Here is a 21,441-nt window from a genome sequence, read left to right as displayed (position 1 = left end):
CCGGTCAATCCTCAGTCCGTGGGCATGGTGGTGCTCCTCTTGGCGTCGTCGAAGTCGAATATCGGAATGATCGACGGGACCTCGACCCTGGCCTCGACCTCGACCTCGCCCGTCCCGGGGAAGGTCCGTTCGAAGTCGGTGCCGTTGGCCAGCCAGTCGCTCATCGAGGACTGTCCGACCTGCTCCCACTCGACATCGTGCTGGGAAGCCGCGCGGGCGGCGGCCCTGGAGGCCGTACCTGCCTGCTGGATCGAGTAGGCGACCAGGCCCAGTTGTATGGCCGCCAGGCCGGCGATGAGCAGGATGAAGAGGACACCCGCGAACTCGATGGATGCCTGGCCCCTGTCACGCCTGTCACCGCGTGCGGAGTGCTTGCCATGGAGCATTCGGTTCACCATGTCTCAGCTCTCCCTCACCGCGACGGCGTCACCGGTGACGTCGATGTCGACGTTGAAGCCCGGGAAGAGGACCGGAATCTCAAGCTTGACCTCTGCCCTGACGACATCGCCGTCGGCCCAGCACGTGGTGTCGTGATTCCACGCGTCCGGCAGATCCTCGTTCACGGCCGCTATGCACTCCGTCTGTCGCATGCTGGTGGGATACGCCACCGTCCCCGCGCGTACCGCTTCGTCGGCCGCGTTGCCCGCGAGGGAGAAGGTGTAGCCGACGAGCGTGGCCTGCCAGAGCAGGACCACCGTGGCGAGAATGATCGGGACCACGCCGGTGAACTCGACCGCGGTCTGGCCGCTGTCGTCGCGCATGCGTTGCCGGCGCAGGCCGTCGCGGCGCCGCGAGACGTCACCGTATGTCGCGGTCACCGCTCCCCCCTCGTCCAGCGCGTCCGTTCCTGGATTGCTCATGGTTCAACGTGCCCCCTGGTCTCGTCGGCCCTGTCGGCCATGCGGACTTCTCTGCCGTCGTCCGGTCATTTCGATCGTCCGCGTCGCACCCCGACCGACCCCCGGTCTCCCTTGAACTTCCCCTGTTTCTCCGCGCCTTCGGGAGTCTTCACCAGTCCCAGCTCCCCCGCGAGCCCCCAGAGTGCCTGCTTCACCGTCGACTTGGACTCCAGGTCCTGCATCCGGCCCGCGTCGACCGCCGCGTGGAGTTCCTTGAAGTTCGCCGGGATGACCACCCGTGACACCTTGGTGCTGGTGATCTTCTCGATGAGCGGCGGCTGGATCTCGGTGTTCCGCATGTAGCGGTTCACCACGATCGTCGTCTCCTCCGCCTTGCGGATCTGGAGCCGGTCCCAGAGCTTGACCATGCGCTTGGCCGCCCGTACCGCCACCACGTCCGGTGTGGTCAGCAGCAGGGTGGTGTCGGCCATCTCGATCGCCGCCGCGTTCGCGCTCGTCGTCTGCGTGCCGCAGTCGATGATCACGACCTCGTAGCGGTTGCGGAGCGCGCTGACGATCTGGCGTACGGAACGGTCGTTGATCTCCTCACCGCGTTCCCCCTCCCCCGGCGCGAGCAGCAGCCCCATTCCGGTGTGGTGGGTGAAGACCGCGTCCTGGAGCACGCGGGGCGAGATGTCCTGGATGGTGGCGAGGTCCACGATCGAGCGGCGGAACTGCACGTCCAGGTAGGAGGCGACGTCGCCGGCCTGGAGGTCCAGGTCGGCGAGGGCCACCGTCATGCCCGACGCCTTGGCGGCGAGGGCGAGTTGGACGGCGGCCACGGTCGTGCCGACGCCGCCCTTCGCACCGCTGACCGTGACGACGGTGCCGCCGGGGCCGGTGAACACGTCGCCGCCGTGGCCGAGATGGCGCCGTACGCCCACGGACCAGGCCGCGGCGGCCTGGACGCGCTGGGCGAGCTCCTCGTACGACAGGGGCAGTCCGACCAGTCCGCGCGCGCCCGAGTCCATCGCGGCCGAGAAGAGGCCGGGGCTCGCGTCGGCGGTGACCAGAATGACCCCGACCGCGGGAAAGCGGAGGGCTACCTCCCGGATCAGCTCAAGGGCTGGGACCGGGCCGATCCGCTCATGTACCAGAACCACTTCCGGCAGTTCGTCGATCGACTCCGTGGCCAGCCTGGCCAGGGTGTCGATCAGCGAGGTCGAGTCACCGACCGGCCCGGCCGGCTCCGCGTCCGGGAGCTGGCTGAGCAGGGTGGTGATGGATCTGGCGGCGTCGGCATCACCGACGACCGGAAGAATTCTGGTCGTCATTCGTCCCTCACTTGTCCCCTTCGAGGGTGTAGGTGCTCTCCCCGGGGCGCAGCGTGGTGGGGCTGTCGTCGGGAAGCAGGGCGAGGCGTACGTGCTGTGCGAAGGACTCGGCGTAGGCGACGCGCTGGGCGTCCTTGGTCTTGAGGGCGAAGGTGATCGGGACGGCCGAGCGCGGGCCGGTGTTGCTGCCCCGGTCGTCCTCCTTGGGCTCCAGCGGCGTCAGCGAACCGACGTCGATGACCTTGGCGTTGGGGACAATGATCCGGGACTGCGCCTTGGCGCCCTCGTTCTCGGCGGAGAAGGTGGCGAAGATGTTGACCAGGTCACCCGCGTTGATCTTGCCCGCGACGCCTGTCGCGGCGTCGATCATGATCGCGATCTCCTGCTCGTCGTTGGCGAGGGCGGGCCGCTTGACGATCATGTCGTCCTGGAGCAGCGATCCCTTCTTGAGCTGGGTGACCGCGATCTTGCCGTTGACGACCGCGAGGTCGGTGACCGCGTTGTCGGACAGCCAGCGCTTCGGCATCTCTATCTTCTCGAACTGCCCCTCCTCCAGCGCCGTGTAGGGAGCGACGTCCGCCTTCAGCCGGTACGCGGCCACCTCGGGTCCGACCTTCGAATTCACGTCGCTGATCACCGAGAGCACGCCGGCGAAGGCGCCGAAGGCGCAGAGGACCGAGAGGAGCAGAAGAATGATGCCGCGGCGTTGCCGTGAATTCATGAGCGGGACAACCTCGTTCGAAGACGTGGGACGGGGACTGACGGGGCGGACGCGGGTACGGGAGTCGGCGGTCGCCGCGCGGTGCCGGCTGCCGCCTCCGGTCCGTACGGACCGCCTGGCAGGCGGGTTACGACCCGTGGCGCGTTGGTGTTCCTTGGTTCAGGACACCTGAACCGTTCGTTTGGTTCTCAGCCGGGGAGAGCGGAGCCGAACAGAATCCGCAACGATCACCGATGAGTTCGAGACCGCACCAGGAACACACCTCTCGCCGTACGGATGAAACCAGTTGGTAAAGAACGGAAATATCCGGCAGGAACGCTGCGAATTCGACCATCTTGGACGTTCCCCACCAGCGGGGGGAGTCAGCGAGAAGTGACATCTCCTGTACTCCCTGTACCCGCCAGGCCGGCGCGAGTGTCGCGGTCACCCAGTCCGATTGCAATTGTCCCTTTCCCACCAGCAGTTGAGTGCCGAATTCGGGGCCGGTGAGTTCACCGGTCCCGATCTTGATCAACTGGGGTTCCGGGTTGGCCAGGACGCCGAACTGTGAGCCCGGCACCCAGGACTTGGCGTGCGACTTGAGACTCACCGGGACGCGGTCGAGCTTGGTGACCGAGTTGAGGAGAGCGCCCGCGTGGATGTAGTGGGAGAGCAGCCGGGCCGCCGACGCGACGACCCCGGCACTGAAGTCGCAGATCGACAACTGCCGTAGCTGCCGCACGAGTACGGCGAGACCGAGCGGCGGAAGATCCAGCTTGAGGAGCGCGATCCGGTCGCTCTCCAGGACCGAACGGACCGTGTGCAGCCGCCGCTCGTGCGCCACCGGGATGGAGGCGGGATAGAGCGCGACGACGTAACCGTGCTGCTCCACCAGGACCTGCATGTCCGCGAGCGCAGCCTCCAGAGGCTGGGCATCGGGCGCCTGCAACAGGGCCGCCGTGGGCGTCTGCTGGTCGGTCGGTGGCAGCACCAGATCATGACTGGTGACAGCTATGGCGGTTGACACCTGGATCCCCGTTCAGCTCGGCCGCCGGAGTTCCGGTGACCGCGGTTCTCTCTCCTGCTGGGTACAGCTGGTCGCAGCCCTTCCGCGCACTTCCGCTTCGAAACAGCTTGAACTACTGCTCAGCACTTTATCCACGACTTAGGGCACAGAGAACACCTCACCGATGTCGGTGGCTCGGCCCGCACATCGTAGGCACCACCAAAATCGGGCGAAGCAGTCAGGCGTTAACCCATGTTTCATTTGAACTTGAAAGTAGCCGACCCGAACACCGGCCACCAGGCGACTGGTGCTCTTTGGGTCCGGGTTGGGTCCAGGGACCCACGCAACCGGGTCCGGCCCGTCCGTACGCTCCGAATCCGATTCCGCATACGTAAGAGCTGTGCGGTCCACCGAGGGGGACGGTCGGATGAGGCGGGAACCGGTACGAGGGGCAAGAGGAGGGCCGCGGGGGGACCGCGGCACCTCCGCCACCGAGTACGTGGGCATGGTGGTGGTCGTCGCGGCCGTCGCGGGGGCACTGGTGGGTACCGGTGTCGACGGGACCATCGCCGACCAGCTGAAGTGCCTGGTCACGTTCGGACCGTGCACACCCGGCGGCGGCAAGGAGAACCAGGCCGCGCCGAAGACGGACGCCGACTACGAGCCGCCGCTCTGCCAGATCTCCTCGATCAGCGACAAGGCCGGCGCCAAGGGCAAGCTGCTGTTCATCGAGTGGGGCGAGGAGTACGGCTTCCAGCAGCAGACCTTCCAGTCCAAGAACGACGTGAACAAGGACGGCAAGGTCGACGACCAGGACCAGCAGGTGATGATGACCTTCACCGACGCCGCGTCCATAGCCGCCAAGAAGGACTGGAAGCCGGGCGCCAAGGTGGGCAAGTTCGGCTCGGACAAGGTCGAGCTCGGTGCCGGGATCAAGGTGACCAACGGGGACACCTGGGTCTTCGACAGCGAGGAGGACGCGGCCAAGTTCCGCGACGACATCGAGGACCTCAAGACGTACGAGCTGGCCAACCGGCACGCCAACTCGCGTGGTGGCGGGCTCGGCAACAGCATCGCCTACCTCTTCAACAGCGGTCCGATGTACGAGGAGGAGCAGCTCCGCAAGCGCATCGACGAGAAGCTCGGCAACCGGCACATCAGCTACGGCAAGGTCGGCCTGGAGGCCAGCGCCGCCGGTGGCATGAAGCTGTCGGCGGGCGACGAGAAGAAGCTCAGCGCGACACTCGGGGGCACCTTCAAGTTCTCGCCCGAGGTGACCTGGACGGACAACAACTACCGCAACCTCAAGTCGTACACGTACAGCGCGGCCATCGAGTACACGGGCAAGGTCGGCTACGAGGCCGGGCCCATCAGCGGCGAGTCGAGCGCGACCAACACCCAGACCGGCACCATCACGGTCAGCCACGACAAGACGACCGGTGAGCTGCTGCGTATCGACATGACGCGCACGGTCGAGAAGGGCGCCACGAAGGACGGCGTCACGGTCGGCGGCGACAACGGCAAGAAGGACGGCGACAAGCGCGGCGGCAGCGGCAGCGGGAAGGGCACCGAGGGCGAGACCGGCATCGAGGTCGTCACCAACTCCATCGTCCTCAAGCCGGGCGCCGAGGGCGACAAGCAGCGTGCGGTCGCCCAGGAGTGGCTCGACGGCACAGGTGACAACGGAGCGCCGTTCGCCTACATGTTCGACGACCACGCGCCGACGAAGCGGCCCGGCGCGGACGACCCGTTCGGTCAGCTCCTCTTCGACGAGGGCCTGTCCAGCAAGAACACCTACACCGGCCAGACCGAGGCCGCGGAGTACGGATTCGAACTGAATCTGGGTCTGAGCTTCGGCTTCTCGGTCTCCACCGAGAAGAAGGAGGAGAACCTCAACGACGCACAGTTCCTTGGTGCGCCGCAGGGGGACAACCGCAGTTATGTCCCGTACAGCTACTGTGCGAACTGATCCCGGGGACAGGAGCACACACGCCATGAGCAGCAACGACGGCAAGACGAGAGACAAGACGGCCGGCTCGGCCGGACGGACGGCCCTCGCGACCGCGACCGCCGCGCTCGCGACGCTCCTGCTCGCGGCAGGGTGCGGCACGGAGGCCAGGACCGGCACGGTGCCGGAGGGCTGGGGCACGCTCAAGACCCCGGCCGTCACGGTGGCGCACCCGTCGGCGTTCGAAGCGCAGAGCGCCGCCGAACGCAGCAAGTACAACGCGGCGGCGGCGACGCTCTCGGACGACAGCGGGACCATCGGCATGATCACCGTGCAGCTCGACTTCACGGACGCCGACTCCGTGGAGGAGGCGGCGATCGGCGCCGAGGCGGGGGTCGCGCTGGGCTCGACGCTCGGGAAGCAGGAGGAGATCAAGGTCTCCGGCCCGGACGGCGAGGAGGAGGCTCGGCGGATCAACTTCGAATTCACCCAGAAGGATTCGGGTGCCGACTCCGGGGCGGGGACCCCGGGAGGGGCACTCGACCCGAAGGCGGGCACCCGCGTCGACGGCGTGATCATCGCGGGCCTGGATGCCGACGACAAGACATTCGCGGTACGGATCGACGCGGTCAAGGGCAAGCTCAGCGACGGCGACCTGAAGAAGATCATCGACTCGATCACGGTCGAATAGGCGGTCGGCAATGGTTGTTCCGGGCGGTGATTACCTTTTCTTCGGCGGCATGATTCTGCTTTTCGGCTGGTTGGCAACGCACTACGCGCGTCGCCTTTCGGGCGTGAATCGGGCACTGCGAAAGGGCATTCGGGCGGAAGGCGTCTGCGTACGGATCGAGCAGGAGCCTTACAACAGGTCCGACGCACGGCAGTACTTCTTCACCTTCCGTTTGCCGGACGGCCGCCAGATCGAGTTCGAGGATCTGGCGAGCCGGTCGATTCGCGTCGGCGACCCGGTCACGGTGACGTACGACCCGGCGGCCCCGGAGCGCACGGCGACGGTCGCGTGCCGCGGCAACTGGTCGCCGGTACTCCAGTACGGGCTGCTGGTGGCGGGCTGCGGGCTGGCGGCGGCCGGCTTCGCGGCGGTTCTTCTTTTCACGGTGGTCTGAGAGGGCGGGATTCAGGTTCCCGCCCCCGGCCCCACAGCACGAGCACTTACGGAGGCGGTTGGCGATGACGAGGTACGGCTACCCGGGGGCGTCAGCCCAGCGGGACGAGGGACGCGGAGCGGCGGTGTTCGCCCTCGCACGCGCCTGGGCGGCCGGCATCGTCGTCCTGCTCCTGACGGAGTATCTGCAGACCACACTGGTCAACGATCACCTGGCCACCTCGGAGAACCTGGAGACCTTCAACGGCAGACTCATGCTGATCCACATCCCGAACGCGGTCTGCATAGCGCTGGCCACCTGGGCGGCGGGCAGGTTCCACCGCGACCCGTTCCGCGACTCGAGGACCCAGCACGTCCTGGCGGTCTTCACGGTCGGCGTGGCGGCCCAGGCGCTGAACATGGTGCTTCAGTGGCAGGACCTGGAGGCCGAGGGCATCCTCATGTCGAACGCCGTCCTGGTGGTGGGCGTGGTGGCGGGTTACGCGGCGGAACGGCTCCAGGACGAGTAGCCCTGCGTCGGGCCCATGTGCCGCGTCGGCGGGATGTCGTGTCAGAGGTATTGACAACTTGAATGGTCTGGACCATTTTTACGCCAGGTCCTGTCCCGGGCCTGGCGGTGGCCACCGTTCCTGATCCGTACCTCCAACCCGACATCCCCAGCGGAGGCATCAAGTGGAACGTGTACCCGACGGCAGACGCAGACCCGGCAGCACGGGCGGCACCGGCAACCGACCCAGCCGGAAGCGGAGTTGGCTGGGAGGGATGGTGGCCGTCCTGGCCGCCGGGGCCCTGAGTGTGGGCGGGCTGGGCGGCGTCGCGCAGGCCGCCGACATCAATGTCGCCAAGAACGCCGGCTTCGAGGCCGGGCTCGCCAACTGGTCCTGTTCCGGCGGGAGCGGGGCCGTCGTCGGGTCTCCCGTACGGAGCGGGGCCGGCGCGCTGAAGGGGACGCCCGCCGGGCAGGACAACGCCAAGTGCTCGCAGTCCGTGGCCGTGCAGCCCAACTCCACCTACACGCTGAGCGCGTGGGTGCAGGGCGGGTACGCGTATCTCGGGGCCAGCGGCACCGGGACCACCGACGTGTCGACCTGGACACCCGGCGAGAGCGGCTGGAAGCAGCTCACCACGACCTTCAGGACGGGCGGCTCGACGCGTGCGGTGACCGTCTACACGCACGGCTGGTACGGGCAGAGCGCGTACCTCGTCGACGACGTCTCCGTCTTCGGCCCTGACGGCGGCGGGGGCGGCGACCCCGACCCGCAGGCTCCCGGCACTCCCGCGGGGCTCGCCACCGGCGCCGTGACCGCCTCCTCGGTGGCGCTGAGCTGGAACGCGGTGAGCGGCGCGACCGGCTACAACGTCTACCGCGACGGTACGAAGGTCCAGACGGCGACCGGGACTTCGGCGACCGTGACCGGGCTGGCGGCGGCCACCTCGTACCAGTTCCAGGTGTCGGCGACCAACGCGGCCGGCGAGTCCGCGAAGTCCGCTGCCGTCAGCGGCCGGACCTCGCCGGGCGGCGGCGACCCGGGCGGGCCCGGTGTGCCGAGGCACGCGCTGACCGGCTACTGGCAGAACTTCAACAACGGCGCTGCCGTCCAGAAACTCCGTGACGTCCAGGCCCAGTTCGACATCATCGCCGTGTCGTTCGCCGACTCGACGACCACGCCGGGCCAGATCGTCTTCAACCTCGACCCGGCCGTCGGCTACTCCGGGGTCGCCGAGTTCAAGTCCGACGTCGCCGCGAAGAAGGCCGCCGGCAAGTCCGTGATCATCTCGGTGGGCGGTGAGAAGGGCAACGTCACGATCAACAGTGACGCCTCGGCGACGGCGTTCGCCAACAGCACCTACGCCCTGATGCAGGAGTACGGCTTCAACGGGGTCGACATCGACCTCGAGCACGGCATCAACTCCACGTATCTGACGAAGGCGTTGCGGCAGCTCTCGGCGAAGGCCGGCTCCGGGCTGGTGCTCACCATGGCGCCGCAGACCATCGACATGCAGTCGACCGGCAGCGAGTACTTCAAGACGGCACTGGCCGTGAAGGACATCCTCACGGTCGTCAACATGCAGTACTACAACAGCGGTTCGATGCTCGGCTGCGACGGCCAGGTCTACTCCCAGGGCTCCGTCGACTTCCTCACCGCACTCGCCTGCATCCAGCTCGAAGGCGGCCTCGACCCCTCCCAGGTAGGCCTGGGAGTCCCCGCCTCGACCCGTGGCGCGGGCAGCGGTTACGTCTCCCCGACCATCGTCAACAACGCCCTCAACTGCCTGACGCGCGGCACCAACTGCGGCAACTTCAAGCCGTCGAAGACCTACCCGGCGCTGCGCGGCGCGATGACCTGGTCCACCAACTGGGACGCGACGGCCGGCAACGCCTGGTCCAACGCGGTAGGGCCGCACGTCCACGCCCTGCCGTAGATCCCCACGCTCCCCCACGCACGGACCAGCAGCGCCGCCGCTCCCCCGGCGGCGCTGCTGTGTGATCCGGGCCGAAAACGGCCCATCGTGTCCAGGCCCTTGACAAGGCCAATGGTCTGGACCAGTTTGTACGTTCAAACGGTGGCCACCGTTCCGTACCGCCCCCACATCTCCCCCCACGGAGGCCATGCAGTGCACAGGAAAGCGCGATCCCGCACGCCCCGCACGCTCAAAGTCCTCGCCGTAGCAGGCGTTCTCGCCGTCGCCGGACTGGCCGTACCCGCGGCCAACGCCGCGAACGAGCCCGCGCCGCACCCGCCGCCGCACCCGCCGCCGTACCGGCCCACGCCGTGACCGGTTACTGGCAGAACTTCAACAACGGCGCGACCGTCCAGACGCTGGCCGAGGTCCAGGACGACTACGACATCATCGCCGTCGCGTTCGCGGACGCCACCGGCACGGCCGGGCAGGTCGACTTCACCCTCGACTCGGCCGGTCTCGGCGGCTACACCGACGAGCAGTTCAGGGCCGACGTCGCCGCCAAGCAGGCCGCGGGCAAGTCGGTCGTCATCTCCATCGGCGGCGAGAAGGGCACCGTCTCGGTCAACGACGAGGCGTCGGCGAACGCCTTCGCCGACTCCGTGTCCGCGCTGATGGACGAGTACGGCTTCGACGGCGTCGACATCGACCTGGAGAACGGCCTCAACTCCACCTATATGACGCAGGCGTTGAAGTCGATCGCCGGTCGGGCGGGCGACGGATTCGTCCTGACGATGGCGCCGCAGACCATCGACATGCAGTCGACGTCCAACGAGTACTTCAAGACCGCGCTCGCCGTGAAGGACATCCTCACGGTCGTCAACATGCAGTACTACAACAGCGGTTCGATGCTCGGCTGCGACGGCCAGGTCTACTCCCAGGGCACGGTCGACTTCCTCACCGCACTCGCCTGCGTCCAGCTCGAAGGCGGCCTCGACCCCTCCCAGGTCGGCCTCGGCCTGCCGGCCTCGCCGAGCGCGGCGGGCGGCGGCTACACCGACCCCGCTGTCGTCAACGACGCGCTCGACTGTCTGACGCAGGGCACTAACTGCGGCAGCTTCAAGCCCGACAAGACCTACCCGGGTCTGCGCGGCGCGATGGCCTGGTCCACCAACTGGGACGCGTCCAGCGGTGACGCCTGGTCCAAGGCGGTCGGCCCGCACGTGCACGGCCTGCCGTAGCCGTATCGCGACACCCCGAACCACCCCCCACAGACCGGTGGCGCCGTCGGACTCCGACGGCGCCACCGTGTGTTTCCCTCACCCGTCGCTCACCAGGGCAGGTCCCGCACCTGCTGCACGCACAGGACGACGAACAGCAGCCCGCCCGCCGCGAGCATCACGTTGCTGACGATGCCGTTGCGCCACTCCGCCGGCGTACGCGAGGAGTTGAGCAGCCACAGCAGCGTGAGCGCCAGGAACGGCATGAAGAACGCGCCCAGCACGCCGTAGACCACGACCAGGCCGAACGGCTGGTCCAGGAAGAGCAGTCCGATCGGCGGGAAGGTCAGCCAGAGCAGATACGCCCGGAAGGGCACCGACCGCTCGCGCGCACCCGAGGCGACCTCGTCGACCGTCCGCTCGCCGACGGCCTCGCCGGTCTTCCGCTCGCGCTGGAAGCGCTCGACGAAGTCCGCGAACATCAGGCTCACGCCGTGCCACACGCCGACCAGCGCGCCGAACGACGTGGCGAAGAAGCCGATCAGGAAGAGCTTCGCCGTCACGACGCCGAAGCGTTCCTCGAGGACCACACCGAGGTCGATGAGGCCCCGGTCGCCGGAGGTGAGCGCGATCTGCGAGGAGTGCAGCAGCTCGGCGCCGATGATCAGCATGGCGACGACGAACACGCCCGTGGTGAGGTAGGCGACGCGGTTGTCGATCCGCATCACCTTCATCCAGCTGGTGTTGGTCCAGCCCTTGGCGTTGACCCAGTAGCCGTAGGCGGCCATCGTGATCGTGCCGCCGACCCCGCCGATCAGACCGAGCGTGTACAGCAGCGAGCCGTCAGGCAGTACGGGGGCGAGCCCCGCGAAGGCAGCTCCGAGGTCGGGCGCCACGCGTATCGCGACGTACACGACGATCAGGAACTTCATGCCGATGACGACCGTCATGAACTTCTCGAAGACCAGATACCTGTTGAACCAGACGAACAGCAGGCCCAGCAGCCCGAAGACGACCGCCCAGGTCTTGAGGCCGGGACCGTCGGGGAAGAGCGCCACGATCGGCAGGGCGCTCGACGACATGGCCGTCGCGCCGTAGACGAAGCCCCAGATCACGACGTAGATCGCGAAGTAGACGGTGGTCCACTGACCGAGGCTGCGCCAGCCCTCGAAGAGGGTGCGGCCGGTGGCGAGATGCCAGCGGCCGGCGGCCTCGGCGAGGGAGATCTTGACGACGCAGCCGATGACGGCCGCCCAGAGCAGCGTGTAGCCGAATTTGCTGCCCGCGATGAGGGTGGCGACCAGGTCGCCGGCGCCGACACCGGTCGCGGCCACGACGATGCCGGGGCCGATGTACCTCCAACTCGACTTGCGCGGCCGCGATTCGGCGGCGTCCGTACCGCTGTCGGTGATTTCTGCCATGCGTCGACCTCCACACTCGTCCCCGTAAGTGACTCGGGTCACCAAAGCCGTACGGCGAAGATCGCGCAAGAGGTCCGGCGGTCTCGGTTCCGTTTCCGCCGACGAGAGGTGTCGCTCAGGGCGTCCAGGAGGCCGGGTTGTCCTGGCGGCCGAGATAGACGTGGAGGACGTGACCGAGGTCGCGGAACCACTGCTCCAGCGTCACGCGGTTGCGCGCCTTCACCACGCACTCGTAGAACTTCCCGCCGGGCAGCACGACGGCCACCATGAGCCGGTGGCCGCCGCCCGGTTTGGAGTGCACGGACTGGATGTCCGACCAGGGGAACTCGGCGCTCTGCCCCTCGAAGTCGAACGTCACGCCCGTCTCGTCGACGACGATGCCGCTCGTGCTGTCGGCCGCGAGGAATTCGGGATTGGCGTGCGGGCCGGCGTAGTGGTTCGGTTGCGCCTGGGGTTGCGGTGGCGGGTTCAGGTACGGGTTCTGCTGGGGGTGTGGCGGCGGATTCAGGTACGGGTTCTGCTGCTGATTCGCGTACGGGTTCGGCTCCGGGTACATGGAGCCGTACCGTACCTAAATCACCAGGCTGAGCAGCGCCGCGACCACGAATCCGGCCACCGACAGGACCGTCTCCAGCACCGTCCACGACTTCAGGGTGTCGCGCTCGGAGATGCCGAAGTACTTGGCCACCATCCAGAATCCGCCGTCGTTGACGTGCGAGGCGAAGATCGAGCCCGCCGAGATCGCCATGATGATCAGCGCGAGGTGCGCCTGCGACATGTCCTGGCCCTCGACCAGCGGCACGACGATGCCCGCCGTGGTGACGATCGCGACGGTCGCCGAGCCCTGGGCGACGCGCAGCACGACCGAGATCAGCCACGCCAGCAGGATGATCGGCAGGCCGACGTCGTTGAAGGTGTCGGCGAGCGCGTCCGCGATGCCGCTGCCCTTGAGTACGGCTCCGAAGACCCCGCCCGCGCCGACGACCAGCAGGATGTTGCCGACCGGCTTGAGGGACGCGGTGGAGACGGTCTCCAGGGAGTTGCGGGACCAGCCGCGCCGGATGCCGAGCAGGTAGTACGCGAGCAGCAGCGCGATCGTCAGCGCCACGAAGGGGTGGCCGAAGAACTCGACGACCGACCGGAGCGTGCTCGGGTCCAGGGCTATGGAGGAGAACGTCGCCAGCAGGATGAGGATCAGCGGGGTGCCGATGATCGCGAGCACCGTACCGAGGGCCACCGGCCTCTCGGGCGGGGCGACGCCCGACGCCTCCTGTTCGGCGGCGACGGCGCTCTTTGCCTCGGCCGCGGCCTCGACCATGTCCTGCGGTACGTCGACGAAGATGCGCTTTCCGATCCACGCGGCGTAGACCCAGGCGGCGAGCACGGCCGGGACGCCGACGACGACGCCCATCAGGATGACCCAGCCGAGGTCCACGTTGAACAGACCGGCGGCGGCGACGGGGCCCGGGTGCGGCGGCAGGAACGCGTGGGTCATCGACAGACCGGCGAGCAAAGGCATCGCGTAGAGCAGGATCGATTTGCCGGAGCGCTTGGCGGCGGCGTACACGATCGGCGCGAGGACGAAGATGCCGACGTCGAAGAAGACCGGGATACCGAAGACGACACCGGTGACGCCCATCGCGAGCGGGGCGCGCTTCTCGCCGAAGAGGTTGAGCAGGCGGGTGCTCAACACCTCGGCGCCGCCCGACACTTCGAGGATCGCGCCGAGCATCGTGCCGAGTCCGATGATGATCGCGACATGGCCGAGGATGCCGCCCATGCCCGACTCGATCATCGAGACTGCGGCCGACTTCTGCACCGTGCCGAAGAGTTCGGTCACGGACAGTCCGGCGGCGAGGCCGACGGCTATGGAGACACCGAGCAGGGCGACGAACGGCTGGAGCCTGACCTTGATGATCAGGACGAGGAGGAGAACGATTCCGAGGACGGCGACGGTCAGCAGACCGGCCGTCCCGTCTATCAGGAGAAGCAGTCCGCCGGTGTGGGGCGGGGCCTCGGGCGCGGGGGGTGCGTCGGCTGCGAGCAGCATGGGGGGACCTCGTGTTTCGTGCATCAGAGCGTGTCGAGCGGGCTCCCGAGCGGGGAATCGGGCAGGGGGGATAGCGGCGCGGCGCCCGTGGGGTACGGGGAACGGGCACCGTGCCGTGCCGAGTGGGGATCGGGCGGTCGGACCGTCCGGCCGAGGGGCCGGAGGGCCCGGATCAGCCGAGTACGGCCAGCGCGTCGATCTCGATGAGCAGCCCGGCGGGCAGACCGACGTACACCGTCGTACGCGCGGCGGGCGCGTCCTTGAGGTTCTGCTCCTCGAAGTAGGTGTTGTAGATCTCGTTCATCTCGGCGAAGTGCGCGACGTCCGTGAGGTAGACGCGCAGCATCATCACGTCGTCCCAGCTCGCGTCGCCCGCCTCCAGGACGGACTTGACGTTGGCGAGGGTCTGGAGCGTCTGCTCGCGCAGTGTCGGTCCGGCCACGGTCGGGGCCTCCCCCGGAACGGCCGGCAGGAAGCCGACCTGCCCGGCCACCTGGAGGATGTTGCCCTTGCGGATGCCGTGGGAGAACTTGGCCGGCGGCGCGGCGTGCGTGGCGGGGACGACTGCGGTCTTCGCGGTCTGGTCGCTCATGAGATCTCTTTCCGAAGAGCGTGGGGTGCGGGTTCCGGTTGGTGCGTGTGCCCCGAATACTCGCGGCTGATGGCGTCGGCGGTGCGGCGCAACAGCGGGAGCAGGGCGAGGAGTTCATCGACGGTGACGACGACATTCGGCGCGGACACCGACATGGCGGCGACGACCCGGCCGTCCGCACCGCGGATCGGGGCCCCGATGCAGTTGATGGACTCCTCGTGGCCGCCGAGATCGGTGGCCCACCCCTGTTCGCGTACGGTCGCCAGCTCCTTGAGGAAGGCGGCGGCGTTCGGGATCGAACGGGGGGTGTACATGGGGAAGTCGAGCCGCTCGGCGAGTGCGCGGCGCTCGGCTTCGGGCAGGTCGGCAATGAGCAGCTTGGCGACGGCCGCGACGGTGACGGCGACCGGCTTGCCGATCCGGGAGTACATCCTGACCGGGTAGCGGCTCTCGACCTTGTCGATGTAGAGGACTTCGCTGTCCTCTATGACGGCGAGATGGACGGTGTGGCCGCACTGTTCGCCCAGCGCCGTGAGGTGCGGGTGGGCGATCTCGCGTACGTCCAGGCTCTCCACGGCCTCCTGCGCGAGCGCGAAGAGGCGGGCGCCGAGGCGGTAGCGCTGGTCCTGCTGGCGGTAGACGAGCCCGTGCTCGTGCAGGGTGCGGAGCAGCCGCAGGGCCGTGGACTTGTGGACGTCGAGGCGTGCGGCGACCTGTCCGAGGTCGGCGGGGCCACGGGCGAGGAGAGGCAGGATGCTCAGCGCGCGGTCGACGGTCTGGCTCATGAGGTGGGTACCGCTTCCTGGCGCTGTCCGGGCTCCTCGGCCCCGGACGTCCAGCCGGGGCCGAGCCGCAGTGTGCCCCACGCCGCGTCGTCCAGTGCGGCGAGGCGGTCGGCGTGCGCGCGGGCGGGCGGGACGCAGACGTCGCCGGCGTCGGTGAGTACGGCGGCGGCCATCAGATGGCCGTGGCGCAGCCGGGCCGCGGTCGGCAGGTCCCGGAGCGTCGCGGACAGGAAGCCGGCGGCGAAGGCGTCGCCCGCGCCGACGGGTGCCACGACGTCGACGGCCAGGGCGGGTACGGATGTGACGGTGTCCGTGCCGGAGCCTGTGTCGGTGGCGGGGTCTCGTACGAAGGCTGTCGCGCCGTCCGCGCCCGCCTTCACCACCAGCACCGCGGGCTCCGGCAGCGCCTCCCGGATCGCCTCCGGGCTGTGCAGGTCCCAGAGCTGCGCGGCCTCGTCGTCGCCGACGAAGACGAGGTCGGCGCCGCGAGCGAGGTCGAGCAGCTCGCGCGGACCGGAGTCGTCGCGCCAGAGGGCGGGACGGTGGTTCACGTCGAAGGACAGCAGCGGCCGGCCCGCCCGGCACTCGGACAGCTCGCGCATCAGGGCGAGGCAGTCGCCGGAGAGCGCGGCCGTGATGCCGGACAGGTGCAGGACGCGGCCGGAGAACAGGTCGGCGCGGTCCATCGTCTTCGGCGACATCGCGGACGCGGCCGAGCCCGCCCGGTAGTAGGCGACCTCGTGGGCGGTGGTGGAGCGGTCCGTGGCCGTACGGAAGTAGATGCCGGTCGGGCGGCCGTCCGCGTCGCGGCGTACGGCGGAGGTGTCGACGCCGTACGCGCCGATCGCCTCCACGAGATGGTCGCCGAAGCCGTCGGCGCCGACGCGGCTGATCCACTTGACCGTGTGCCCGGCGGCGGCGAGCGCGCAGGCGACGTTGGACTCGGCGCCGCCGATGGTCCGCGTGAAAGAGGGGACGTCGGCGAGACGGCCGGGGCGCGAGGGCAGGAAGGTGACCATGGACTCACCGAGGCTGACCACGTCGACGGACCCGCCGGGCCCACCGGGGCCGGTCGGGTCCGCCTCTACCGTTGCGGGCACTCGGGGGCTCCTCGCTCGTCATGGCCGGCGGACTTCACCTGGTCCGGCCTTGGCCTTCACCGGCCGGGGCGCCGGGCCCATCATTGACCCGGCAACGGCTCGGATGTTAGACAGCGTCAAGCGTCATACGCAATGGGTGTTGCACATGTTGCAACGAGACAGATGGAGGAGGCCCTATGGCGGTCGCCGGACGACTCAGCGAAGAGCACCTCAGGAACGAGCGTCTCGACCACCGTTTCAAAGGGTTGCCGCCGGACGCCGACGGCCTCACCGTCGCCGAGCTGGCCGCCGAACGCCGCAACCTCTTCACCGGCGGTTTCACCACCCCGGTGCTGGCCCTCTCCGCCGAGTCCCTCACCCACAACCTGGCGCTCCTGGAGACCTACTCCGAGCGGCACGGCCTGGCGTTCGCCCCGCACGGCAAGACGTCCATGTCCCCGCAGCTCTTCGCGCGCCAACTGGAGTACGGCGCGTGGGGGATCACCGCCGCGCTCCCCCACCAGGTGCGTGTCTACCGGGCGTTCGGCATCCAGCGGATCTTCCTCGCCAACGAGGTCGTCGACGAGGTCGCGCTGCGCTGGCTCTCCGCCGAGCTGGACGGCGACCCGGCCTTCCGCTTCATCTGTTACGTCGACTCCGTGCGCGGCGTCGAGTTGATGGACCAGGCGCTGCGGGCGGCGGGCGGTTCGCGCCCCGTGGACGTCGTCGTGGAGCTGGGCGCGGGCGAGGGCGCGCGGACCGGCGTCCGTAAGGAGGCGGAGTGCGCGCGGGTCGCCGACGCCGTGGCCGCCACCGACACGCTGCGGCTGGTGGGCGTCGCCGGTTACGAGGGCGAAGTGCCGCACGCCGACAACGAGACCGTACGCGCCTGGCTGCGCCGGCTGACCGCGCTGGCCGCCGAGTTCGACGCGGCGGGCCGGTTCTCCGGGACCGTGGACGAGGTGGTGGTGAGCGCGGGCGGCAGCGCGTGGTTCGACGCGGTCGCGGACGTCTTCGCCGAGATCCCCGTGCTGTCCCGCCCCGTACTGAAACTGCTGCGCTCGGGCGCGTACGTGTCCCACGACGACGGCCACTACAAGCGGCTGACCCCCTTCAACCGGATCCCCGCCGAGGGCGCGCTCCAGCCGGCCTTCCGGCTCTGGGCCCAGGTGATCTCGCGCCCGTCGCCGGAGCAGGCGTTCGTCAACGCGGGCAAGCGGGACGCGGCGTACGACCTCGACCTGCCTGAGGCGCAGGTCGTGCGCGACGCGCGCACCGGCGAGATCCGTCCGGCGCGCGGCATCACGGTCACCGGCCTCTCCGACCAGCACGGCAAGCTGCACACGTCGCCGGACGCTGTGATCGAGGTCGGCGACTGGGTGGGCTTCGGGCTCTCGCACCCGTGCACGTCGTTCGACAAGTGGCAGCTGATCCCGCTGGCCGAGGCGGACGGCACGGTCACCGATCTCATCCGTACGTTCTTCTGACGCGACGCGCGGGTTCCTCCGAGGACGAACCGCTCACCAGCACCCCTACGACACAGAGAGAGCGCTGCCAGCCATGGATCTCGTCATACGGGACGTGCGTGTCGTCGACGGCACGGGTCAGGACTCCTTCCGGGCGGACGTCGGCGTTACCGACGGCCGTATCGCCGAGATCCGCCGCCACGGGCCCGGCGCCGGCCCCGCGCTCTCCGGGGCGCGCGTCGTCGACGCCGGGGGGCTCGCCCTCGCCCCCGGCTTCATCGACATGCACGCGCACAGCGACCTCGCGCTGCTGCGGGACCCCGACCACTCGGCGAAGGCCGCGCAGGGCGTGACCCTGGAGGTGATCGGCCAGGACGGGCTGTCGTACGCCCCCGTCGACGACACCACGCTCACCGAGGTCCGCCGGGCCATCACCGGCTGGAACGGCGGCGCGCCCGGCGACACGTCGGTGGACTTCGACTGGCGTACGGTCGGCGAGTTCCTGGACCGGCTCGACCACGGCTTCGGCGGCCGGGGCATCGCGGTCAACGCGGCGTATCTCGTGCCGCAAGGCACGGTCCGGATGTACGCGGTGGGCCAGGACGACCGCCCGGCGACCCCCGCCGAACTGGACCGAATGCGACAACTGGTCGCCGAGTCCCTGGAGCAGGGCGCCGTCGGCATGTCCTCCGGGCTCACGTACACCCCGGGCATGTACGCGGACGACGCCGAACTCACCGAACTCTGCCGGGTGGTGGCCCGCTACGACGGCTACTACTGCCCGCACCACCGCAGTTACGGCGCGGGCGCCCTGCGCGCGTACGAGGAGATGGTCGACCTCACGCGCACCGCGGGCTGCGCGCTCCATCTCGCCCACGCCACCATGAACTTCGGTGTGAACAAGGGCAGGGCACCTGATCTGATCACCCTGTTGGACAAGGCGCTGGACGACGGCGCGGACATCTCGCTCGACACCTATCCGTACACGCCCGGCTGTACGACGCTCGTGGCGATGCTGCCCAGTTGGGCGAGCGCGGGCGGTCAGGACGCGATCCTGGAGCGGCTGCGGGACGCGGCGACCGCCGAGAAGATCCGGCACCACATGGAGGAGATCGGCGCGGACGGCTGCCACGGTGTGCCCATCGAGTGGGACACCATCGAGATCTCCGGTGTCGCCGACCCGGCGCTCACGGCGCATGTCGGCCGGACGATCGCCGAGACGGCGCGGCTGCGCGGCGAGAGCGGCTGGCTGACCGCCCGCAAGTTGCTGATCGACGACCGGCTCGGCTCGACGATCCTCCAGCACGTCGGGCACGAGGAGAACGTGCGGGAGATCATGCGCCACCGCGTGCACACCGGCGGCAGCGACGGGATCCTCCAGGGCGCGAAGCCGCACCCGCGCGCGTACGGCACCTTCCCGCAGTATCTGGGCCGGTACGTGCGCGAGCTCGACGTCCTGTCTCTGGAGGAGTGCGTGGCCCATCTGACCTCGCGCCCGGCGGCGCGGCTGCGTCTCGCGGACCGCGGCCTGGTCCGCGAGGGCTACCGCGCGGATCTGGTGCTCTTCGATCCGCAGACGGTGGCGGCGGGCTCGACCTTCGCCGCGCCGCGCACCCTGCCGGTGGGCATCCCGCACGTGCTGATCGACGGCCGCTTCGTGATCGAGGACGGCCGCCGCACGGACGTCCTGGCGGGCCGGTCGGTACGGCGTCAGCCGTAGGCCGCCCCCACCGCCGGACGGGCGCAATTCAAGCCCGTCCGGCGGAACTCAAGCCCGTCCGGCGATCGAGGACAACCCGGCAACGGCGGCCGGCCCCGCCCTCAGCGGCCCACCCGGTAGATCGCCGTCGTCCCGCTCACCTCGTTGCCGACCACCAGCAGCGCGTCACCCGTCGGGCTGTCCTTCGCCGCGACGAACAGCACGCCCTCCGGCCCAAGGTCCCCCGCCGTACCGGCCTCCGGGTCACCCGCGAAATCACGCGAGTTGACGTATCCGGCGGCCTTGGGGCGGCGCGGGTCGCTCAGGTCGTACGCCGCGATGCCGCCGACCCGCTCCAGACCGACGAAGGCGTACGTCGTACCGCGCACCGTTCCGGTGGTGATGCCCTCCGGCTCCGGGCCCTTGCTGTCACTGCGGCTGTCGGGGGCGTTCTCGGCGTGGTCGGTGTTGAAGTTCTCCCCGAACGCCTTTGCCGTGAGCTGCTCCAGGTCGTCCCCGGAGTCCCAGACCAGCCGGCCGCGCTCGTCACGAACGGAGATCGAGCGACCGCCCAGCGAGTTCAGCTCGGTGACCCGGCCCCGGCTGTCGCGCGGTGAGGTGCTGGTGATGTTGAGGCGGCCGAGCGCGTCGTCCTTCTGGAGCGCGGCGGCGTCAGGGAACGCCTTCGGGTTCAGCTCGACGTCCTTGACCCGCACCTCCTCGGCGAAGCAGTCCCAGTCGCGGGCGTCGCCCTCGTTGGCGCTGACGGTGTACTCGCCGCCGCGCGCGGTGAACGCGTGGATCCCGTCGGGCTTGTAGAGGCCCTTGACCGGCCACGTACGGATGTTCACGCCGTCCTTGTCGGAGGCGTCGAGGCCGTTGCCGGGCCTGGAGTGGTCCTTCTTCCCGAGCGGGACGATCTTCTCGACCTCGGCGCGGCGCAGGTCCACGAGCGCGAGCGCGTTGTTCTCCTGGAGGGTGACCCAGGCGGTGCGGCCGTCCTCGGACACCGCCACGTACTCGGGCTCGATGTCCTGGCTGACGGAGGCGTTCGGGCCGTAGATCAGTACGCCGTCCCGGGTCAGCTCCGCCTTCTTGCGGTCCCACTTCTCGAAGCCGGCCGTGCGTACGGTGGCGCCCCGGAGGTCGCCGCCACGCCCCCGGTCCAGCTCCACGACGCTGATGGAGCCGACGGGGTCGATGCCCGCGGGCTCCTCGCCGCCGGGCGGGCAGTACGAGTCGGGCTCGCCCTCGTTCGCGATGACGACGCGGTCACCCTTGGGGGTGAACGTCACCATGTCGGGCAGGGCGCCGACCCGTACCTCTTTCAGCTTGCGGCCGTCGGAGGCGCGGAAGAACGAGACCGTGCCCCGGTCCGTCTTGGCCTCGGCCTGCTGGGCGACGGCGACCAGACCGTCGTGGACCGCGACGCTGTTGGCACCGGGGGTAGCGAGCTGCCCGGTCCTGCGGGGCTCGGCGGGGTTGCGGATGTCGAGGATGTCGACGGTGCCGGCCTGCGCGTTGATCGTGAAGACCCGGCGGGTCCTGGAGTCGTACGCGGTGATCTCCGCGCCGCCCTCGTCGTACTTGCCGCTCTCGTAGCGGCCGAGGAAGGTGAGGTCGAGCTTGCCGCCGTGGCCGGGCTTCGTGTGCGAGCCGGTGGCCAGGGCCGACGGCAGCAGTGCGGTGGTGGCGGCCATGACCGTGACGGTGGCCAGGGCGAGGAGTGTGCTGCGCTTCTTCATGAGCGCCCAGCGTTGTGCGACCCCCCGCTGG

19 protein-coding genes and 1 pseudogene are annotated in these 21,441 nt (G+C 69.2%); 8 read left to right on the top strand and 12 right to left on the bottom strand.

Annotated features, from left to right (window positions below; translation table 11 throughout):
• Nucleotides 1-11: 11 nt before the first annotated feature.
• The 5 genes from ACFWHU_RS10095 to ACFWHU_RS10075 all read right to left on the bottom strand — a co-directional run bounded on the left by ACFWHU_RS10095 (nucleotide 12) and on the right by ACFWHU_RS10075 (nucleotide 3,900).
• Entirely contained in the window at nucleotides 12-398 is a 387-nt protein-coding gene (locus ACFWHU_RS10095; protein ID WP_387224572.1) for a TadE family protein, read from the bottom strand.
• A 3-nt stretch (nucleotides 399-401) separates the two neighbouring features.
• Nucleotides 402-860 carry a TadE family protein gene (locus ACFWHU_RS10090; protein WP_387224571.1) on the bottom strand — a complete coding sequence of 153 codons (459 nt, stop codon included), beginning with the start codon at nucleotides 858-860 and terminating at the stop codon, nucleotides 402-404.
• 65 nt (nucleotides 861-925) lie between these two features.
• The gene (locus tag ACFWHU_RS10085; protein ID WP_385791166.1) at nucleotides 926-2,173 is read right to left on the bottom strand and encodes a CpaE family protein; all 1,248 of its coding nucleotides are present in this window, start codon (nucleotides 2,171-2,173) and stop codon (nucleotides 926-928) included.
• Between the two features lie 7 nt (nucleotides 2,174-2,180).
• Nucleotides 2,181-2,894, bottom strand: a complete 714-nt coding sequence (gene cpaB, locus ACFWHU_RS10080) for a Flp pilus assembly protein CpaB (protein WP_078075323.1) — start codon at nucleotides 2,892-2,894, stop codon at nucleotides 2,181-2,183.
• A gap of 127 nt (nucleotides 2,895-3,021) precedes the next feature.
• Complete coding sequence (locus ACFWHU_RS10075) at nucleotides 3,022-3,900, bottom strand: hypothetical protein (RefSeq protein WP_385791168.1); 879 nt, start codon at nucleotides 3,898-3,900, stop codon at nucleotides 3,022-3,024.
• Nucleotides 3,901-4,384: 484 nt separating this feature from the next.
• Here ACFWHU_RS10075 and ACFWHU_RS10070 point away from each other — a divergent pair, with 484 nt between their 5' ends.
• The 6 genes and pseudogenes from ACFWHU_RS10070 (at nucleotide 4,385) to ACFWHU_RS10045 (ending at nucleotide 10,594) form a co-directional block, all read left to right on the top strand.
• The gene (locus ACFWHU_RS10070; protein WP_387224570.1) at nucleotides 4,385-5,848 is read left to right on the top strand and encodes a hypothetical protein; all 1,464 of its coding nucleotides are present in this window, start codon (nucleotides 4,385-4,387) and stop codon (nucleotides 5,846-5,848) included.
• A 25-nt stretch (nucleotides 5,849-5,873) separates the two neighbouring features.
• Complete coding sequence (locus ACFWHU_RS10065; protein WP_385791172.1) at nucleotides 5,874-6,518, top strand: hypothetical protein; 645 nt, start codon at nucleotides 5,874-5,876, stop codon at nucleotides 6,516-6,518.
• Between the two features lie 10 nt (nucleotides 6,519-6,528).
• Nucleotides 6,529-6,951: a DUF3592 domain-containing protein gene (locus ACFWHU_RS10060; protein ID WP_385791174.1), complete on the top strand. Its 423-nt coding sequence runs from the start codon at nucleotides 6,529-6,531 to the stop codon at nucleotides 6,949-6,951.
• Nucleotides 6,952-7,015: 64 nt separating this feature from the next.
• Complete coding sequence (locus ACFWHU_RS10055; RefSeq protein ID WP_385791176.1) at nucleotides 7,016-7,459, top strand: hypothetical protein; 444 nt, start codon at nucleotides 7,016-7,018, stop codon at nucleotides 7,457-7,459.
• Between the two features lie 253 nt (nucleotides 7,460-7,712).
• On the top strand, nucleotides 7,713-9,374 hold the full coding sequence (locus ACFWHU_RS10050) for a chitinase (protein WP_385791722.1): 1,662 nt from the start codon (nucleotides 7,713-7,715) through the stop codon (nucleotides 9,372-9,374).
• Between the two features lie 111 nt (nucleotides 9,375-9,485).
• Nucleotides 9,486-10,594, top strand: a pseudogene (locus ACFWHU_RS10045) (chitinase).
• 89 nt (nucleotides 10,595-10,683) lie between these two features.
• On the opposite strand, the gene ACFWHU_RS10040 reads toward ACFWHU_RS10045, so the two are convergent.
• The 6 genes from ACFWHU_RS10040 to ACFWHU_RS10015 all read right to left on the bottom strand — a co-directional run bounded on the left by ACFWHU_RS10040 (nucleotide 10,684) and on the right by ACFWHU_RS10015 (nucleotide 16,521).
• Nucleotides 10,684-11,994, bottom strand: coding sequence for an Nramp family divalent metal transporter (locus tag ACFWHU_RS10040; protein WP_387224569.1), 1,311 nt, complete (start codon nucleotides 11,992-11,994; stop codon nucleotides 10,684-10,686).
• Between the two features lie 115 nt (nucleotides 11,995-12,109).
• The gene (locus ACFWHU_RS10035; protein ID WP_387224568.1) at nucleotides 12,110-12,550 is read right to left on the bottom strand and encodes a hypothetical protein; all 441 of its coding nucleotides are present in this window, start codon (nucleotides 12,548-12,550) and stop codon (nucleotides 12,110-12,112) included.
• Nucleotides 12,551-12,565: 15 nt separating this feature from the next.
• Nucleotides 12,566-14,044, bottom strand: coding sequence for a GntP family permease (locus tag ACFWHU_RS10030; protein ID WP_387224567.1), 1,479 nt, complete (start codon nucleotides 14,042-14,044; stop codon nucleotides 12,566-12,568).
• A 172-nt stretch (nucleotides 14,045-14,216) separates the two neighbouring features.
• On the bottom strand, nucleotides 14,217-14,636 hold the full coding sequence (locus tag ACFWHU_RS10025) for a RidA family protein (protein ID WP_387224566.1): 420 nt from the start codon (nucleotides 14,634-14,636) through the stop codon (nucleotides 14,217-14,219).
• On the bottom strand, nucleotides 14,633-15,421 hold the full coding sequence (locus ACFWHU_RS10020; protein ID WP_385791187.1) for an IclR family transcriptional regulator: 789 nt from the start codon (nucleotides 15,419-15,421) through the stop codon (nucleotides 14,633-14,635). The genes ACFWHU_RS10025 and ACFWHU_RS10020 overlap by 4 nt, the downstream gene beginning before the upstream one ends.
• Entirely contained in the window at nucleotides 15,418-16,521 is a 1,104-nt protein-coding gene (locus ACFWHU_RS10015) for a sugar kinase (protein WP_387224565.1), read from the bottom strand. Before ACFWHU_RS10015 ends, ACFWHU_RS10020 begins: the two co-directional genes overlap by 4 nt.
• Nucleotides 16,522-16,697: 176 nt before the next feature.
• Here ACFWHU_RS10015 and ACFWHU_RS10010 point away from each other — a divergent pair, with 176 nt between their 5' ends.
• On the top strand, nucleotides 16,698-17,987 hold the full coding sequence (locus ACFWHU_RS10010) for an amino acid deaminase (protein ID WP_385791191.1): 1,290 nt from the start codon (nucleotides 16,698-16,700) through the stop codon (nucleotides 17,985-17,987).
• A 73-nt stretch (nucleotides 17,988-18,060) separates the two neighbouring features.
• On the top strand, nucleotides 18,061-19,686 hold the full coding sequence (locus ACFWHU_RS10005) for an amidohydrolase family protein (protein WP_387224564.1): 1,626 nt from the start codon (nucleotides 18,061-18,063) through the stop codon (nucleotides 19,684-19,686).
• A gap of 101 nt (nucleotides 19,687-19,787) precedes the next feature.
• Here ACFWHU_RS10005 and ACFWHU_RS10000 read toward each other — a convergent pair whose 3' ends face one another.
• Nucleotides 19,788-21,410 (bottom strand): choice-of-anchor I family protein, encoded by a 1,623-nt coding sequence (locus ACFWHU_RS10000; protein ID WP_387224563.1) that lies wholly within the window; start codon nucleotides 21,408-21,410, stop codon nucleotides 19,788-19,790.
• Nucleotides 21,411-21,441: the final 31 nt, after the last annotated feature.

The sequence above is a fragment of the Streptomyces sp. NPDC060366 genome (assembly GCF_042725135.1).
Taxonomy (GTDB): Bacteria; Actinomycetota; Actinomycetes; order Streptomycetales; family Streptomycetaceae; genus Streptomyces.
Note: the sequence above shows the minus strand (reverse complement) of the source record. Positions and strands in the feature narration are given on the sequence as shown.